General features: G+C 69.9%; 1 protein-coding gene and 1 pseudogene. One reads left to right on the top strand and one right to left on the bottom strand.

Translation table 11 applies throughout. From position 1 onward, the window contains the following. Window positions 1–2,475: 2,475 nt before the first annotated feature. Window positions 2,476–2,793: pseudogene (locus tag ABZT03_RS42880) on the bottom strand (SDR family NAD(P)-dependent oxidoreductase); the annotation flags it as partial. Between the two features lie 1,041 nt (window positions 2,794–3,834). Here ABZT03_RS42880 and ABZT03_RS42875 point away from each other — a divergent pair. Further along, entirely contained in the window at window positions 3,835–5,100 is a 1,266-nt protein-coding gene (locus tag ABZT03_RS42875) for an NAD-dependent epimerase/dehydratase family protein (RefSeq protein ID WP_356049572.1), read from the top strand. The last annotated feature ends 135 nt before the right edge of the window (window positions 5,101–5,235 follow it).

Raw genomic sequence — 5,235 nt, 5'->3', positions numbered from 1 at the left:
CGCCTCCGAAATGCGCTTCACCCGCTACATCGAATTCCACACCCCCTGCCTCATCACCACCCACCCCCACACCACCCCCCACAACACCACCATCAGCGTCACCGGCCACCAAAACAACCAACCCGCCTTCACCATCCGCCTCACCCAACCCACCACCCCCTAACCACCAACCCACCACCAGCCAGCCACTGCAGTTCCCCGGGGACCGGCCTCCTCGACGACCGCCACCCCGGAACCGGAAGAAGCCCCCCCTCGGGACAAGGCGCACGAAACCGCGGAGAGCAACCGCGCGAGGAACCGCCCGCCCAAGGGCGCTCCTCCTCCAGCCTCTTTCCGTGCATGCAGGGGCCCGCGGACAAACCCACGCCACCACCGCGCTCCCCCGACGCCGCGCCGGCCGCCGCCGGCACGCGCACCCCGCACCAACGGCCCCGGGCAACCACACCACCCAGGCCAGAAATTGCGCCGCCCACGGGGCGTACCGGAACCGGCCTGGCACCACGAAGCGGAACCCGGCACCACCGCCACCCGCCGGCCCACAACCGACGCCACGCAAGCGCCGACCGAAACCTGGAGGCGCACCGGCGGAGGCTGGGGCGTACCGGACGCAGGGCTGGGGGGCGTACCAGACGCAGGGCTGGGGGCGTACCGGACGCAAGGGGGCAAGGGGGCAAGGGGGCAAGGGGCGCAGCTGCACAAGGCCCGGGCAGGACACCTCGGTCAAGGCCGCAGGGAAAACACCGACGGGAACACCCGGGGGCAAGGGGCACGCCAAGGCCAGCACCACGCAGAGGCCTTGGGGAGGTGCCGGCCGAAGCCTTCGGGGCGCCGGACCAGAAGGGGTGTCGCAACGGAAGCCGGAGCAAAGCCCCAAGCGGAAGCCCGGCGGAAAGTGTCCGCCACCACCAGGGACACGCGGGCGAAAGCCGCAGGGCCGCGTCGGCCCAGACCACGCGGAAGCGTCGACGCAGAGCTGGAACAGCGACGGGGGCATGAAGACTTTGAGGGATGCCGATGCGGAGGCCGAGGCAGGGCCCCATGCGGAAGCCTGGGGAAGCGCCGGGCGGGGGGTGGGGGAACTGCCGCAACGGGAGCCGCACGGACTACCGGCCGCAACCCGGGGAGAGCGTGTCAGCGGGCGCCGGAACCACCGACCGGGGCCCGGGGGAAGCGGGAAGTCGGGGCGCATGCCTGTAGCAGGCAGCCCGAGGGGGAAATACTGGGCGCAAGCCATGGGGGAAGGGGGCATGTCGGCCGACACCGGGGACGGCGGCGCAGGACGGCGCAGGGTGCAAGCCCAGGGGCGTGCACCCAGGGGCGTGCCGGCCAAGGGCCACGGGGAGGCACCGGGCGAGGACGGGGGACGTTGCCGCACCAGACGGCGGCCGCACTGAACGGCCAGCCGAAAACACCGGCCGCACGCCGAGCAGCGCGTACCGGCCGGGGGCGGGAGAAAACACCCCGGCAGCCCGGGCACCCGCCGGGGGACGGCTGCGAGACATACCGCAGCGAAAGCCCGGCGAACAACGGGGAGGCGGGGCACGTGCCGTAGCAGGCAGCGCGAGGGGCAATACCGGGCGTAAGCCCGAGGGGGAACGGGGGGGTTCATGGCGACCGAGCACACCCAGACGTACCGGAGGCAGCCTGAGAGGCTGCCGGAACACAGACAGGAAAGACCCAGCGGCGGCCACACACCGGACGGCGCATACCGGCCGGGGGCCCGGGCACATGTGCCGGCCGGCCCGCGGAGGGATGCACCGGACACCCTGCATGTGCCGACCGGGACCGAGCCGGCACACCGAAGCGAAGGCCGAGAAAACGCGCCGAGCGAAACCCGGGGCACGTCCCGCGTGAAGAACGCGACCTGCCCCACGGCGAAGACTCCAGGCGCGTACCGCAGCGGACACCCGGAAAATGCGCCGGCCCGCACGCTGCACTGCTCACCGACCGGTCTTCTGCCCCGCTCGCCGCGCCCGTTCTGGCGCTCACGGCCCACGACCACGTGCCCTTCCCCGGGGAACTGCTGCACGCCGCGGGCCGCCACGTTGCGGAAAGAGACGCCGGAGCCAACACCCCGGCACACAACGAGCGGACGCCCTCACACGACATACACGACGGCCTCCGCCCACAACGGCGAGCAGGCGTCCAGGGCATCCAGGACGAAAGCAAGAGGGCACCGGACCAGGCGCCCCTCCCCCGCATGCACCGACGCCGCCGGCTACGACAAGACAGCCTGCCGGCAAACCACCAGCCGGGCCGCAGGCATCACCCGCGCGTACGCGACAGACCGGCCCGCCCACCACCCTGGCCCACGCACGCAGAGCCTCAGCCAACGCGGTTGCAGAACCAACCGGCGCAGGTGCGTAACCAGCCGGAACGGGTGCACGATCAGCCAGCGCAGGTGCGTGACCAGCCGAAACGGGTGCACAACCTGCCGACGCAGATGCACAAGTGACCCGCGCGGGTGCGCACACCCATCTCATGCAACGCCACCTGCCGCGCCCCCACCCCCGCATTGTTGAACGCAACATCCAACCGCCCGAAACGACTCACCGTCCGCTCCACCGCACCCGCCACCTCCCCACCCCGCACCACATCAGCCACCACGTAATCAGCCTCAAAACCCTCCCCCCGCAACTCCCCCACCAACGCAGCAAGCCGCTCCTCCCGCCGCGCCACCAACATCACCGCCGCACCTTCACGACAGAACACACGCGCAGCCGCCGCACCAATCCCACTACTCGCCCCGGTAATAAAAGCGCACTTACCAGCGAGAAGACCCTCCAGCTCCATGATCCGCAAACTACCCGCAAACACACCCCCACCATCACGAAGGCAAACACTTGGCCTGAACCCCCACCCCCCACCCCACAACCCCACCCCCACCCCCACCCAGCCACCAACCTGACACACACGACCAAAAACAACCCCCACACCACCCAACCCCCACCCAGAGCGGCGGCCCGGCACAGAGGCCCGGCACGTGGCACCCACAGCGTCGCCACGTGAAAAGCCGGAACACAGGCCAGGCAGACGCAGCCCAAACACCCGCCGAGCCAGGCACAAGAGGACACGGGAACACAAAGCTCCAGACACCGGCCCACCACCCAAGCTACGAACCAGGGCCACACCACTCACGACACCGGGCCACTGCCCCACAGCACGCACGACATCAGCACGCGGGCACGGGGACCACAGGACTCCCCAAGTTCGAAGCACAGGCAACCGACCCAGGACGCGCCAGGCAAAGACGCGCCGGCCACAGGACTGCACAGTTCAAAGCACCAGGCCACTGGCCCAAGGCACCCGGGACAACGGCACGCGGCCCACGGGAAGTACGGGGGGTACGGAACTCAGGGCACCAGGCCACCGGCCCAGGACGCGCCGGGCAGAGGCGCACGGGGCCACGGGGATTGCGGAACTCAGGGCACCAGCACCTCGCATGTCGAGGCGTCGGAGCGGCGAGACGTCGAGACGTCGAGTGCAAGGCGCCGCGGCGTGAGGGTTCGTGCACGGCGCAGCCTGGGGAGCGCGGAGACCGCGGCCGGTGGAGGGCGCAGCATCGGGACGGTCACCCGCAGGCCGCGCAAAACCGCACGCCCCAGGACACCCACAACAACCCACCCAACCCGCACGACGCGCACAACCCAGTTGGCTTTCACATGCGTCAGACCTACCGAAGGACGAGCTGAGCACGCAGGAGCCGCCCAGGACCCGTAAAGCCCGCAGAACCAGCAGGACTTGCACAACCCGCACCCGCACCCGCAGCACCTGCGGGACACGCACAACCCGCGCAGCTAGCAGGGCCTGCGCCGACAGAAGAAGGAAGACCACATGGCAGCACATCGCATACTCATCACCGGCGGCATCTCCGGATTCGTCGGCGCCCGCGTCACCGCACTCCTCGCCCACCAGCCCCACCCACCCACCCTCCGCCTGCTCGCCCACCGCGCCCAACCCCGAAAACCCGCCCCCGCCGTAGGCAACACTGCCACCCGCCTCAACGACATGTGGACACAGGCCGAGGACCTGCGGGCCGACGCGGCACACAGGCCCGCCACCAGCATGCGAACCCGCGGAACAAACCTGCCGACCGCGCAAGGAACACCGCCGGCCACGGCAGGAATGCCGGGCCCAGGCGACAGAACCCGCACCGGCCCAACAGCCCTGCACATCACACCCGCCGCCGTGCCCGTCACACCAACAGCTCTTCACCCCACCCCGGTGCAAGCGCCCGCACCCGGCATCGAGGTATGGAACGGCAGCCTCACCGACCCCACCACCCTCCACGGCCTGTGCGACGGCATCGACACCGTCCTCCACCTCGCCTCACACATCGGCACCAACCCCGAACTCTGCCGTGCCGTCAACGACACCGGCACCGGCGCCCTCCTCGCCGAAGCCCAACGCAGCAACGTCAAACGCTTCATCCACCTCTCCACCACCGCTGTCTACCGCGACGGCCGCCACGTCGGCCTCACCGAACAAGAAGCACCCCTGGGCCCCACCTCCCCCACCAGCATCACCCGCCTCGCCGGCGAACAACGCGTCCTCGCCGCAGGCGGCATCGTCCTACGCCCCCACCTCATCTACGGCCACGGCGACCAATGGCTCCTCCCCGCCCTCATCCAATTCATGAAAACCCTCCCCCACTGGGTCAACCACGGCCAGGCCCTCCACTCCCTCATCAGCGCCCACGACCTCGCCAACATCATCACCCAACTCGCCCTCCACCCCACCCCACCCCCCACCCCCATCCTCCACATCGCCCGCCCCACCCCCATCACCACCCGCGAACTCTTCACCACCACCGCCCACACCCACCACCTCCCCCACCCCACCGGCAACATCACCCACACCCAAGCCCAAACCTGGCCCGGCGCCCACACCAACCCCGCCTGGCAACGCCACCTCTCCCTCCTCACCACCGACCACTACTACGACACCACCCCCCTCCACACCCATCTCAACACCCCAGCCCCCACCCCCTTCACCGACGACTACACCACCCACACCACACCCCACCCCACCTACCAACACCACGACACACACAGCCACGACCACGAAACCGACAACAGAAGAACGACAACCCCAGCGTGAGCACAGGCACAAGCCCCCCGCCGCAGCTCAGCGGCGGTTATGGAGCGTGTCTGAAAGATCGTGTAAGTCCGTGATGTGGAAGTCTGGCCCGGGGCTCGGCCTCGGGCTCTCGGGCCGGGCGGATCGGACGAGTCA

The sequence above is a fragment of the Streptomyces sp. NPDC005574 genome, from assembly GCF_040605435.1.
Classification (GTDB): domain Bacteria; phylum Actinomycetota; class Actinomycetes; order Streptomycetales; family Streptomycetaceae; genus Streptomyces.
The sequence above is the reverse complement of the archived record's forward strand: the minus strand, read 5'-3'. Positions and strand labels throughout refer to the sequence as shown.

What these genes read in the sequence shown, in the direction of transcription:
- ABZT03_RS42875 (WP_356049572.1), top strand. Translation starts at nt 3,835, where the DNA reads ATGGCAGCACATCGCATACTCATCACCGGCGGCATCTCCGGATTCGTC.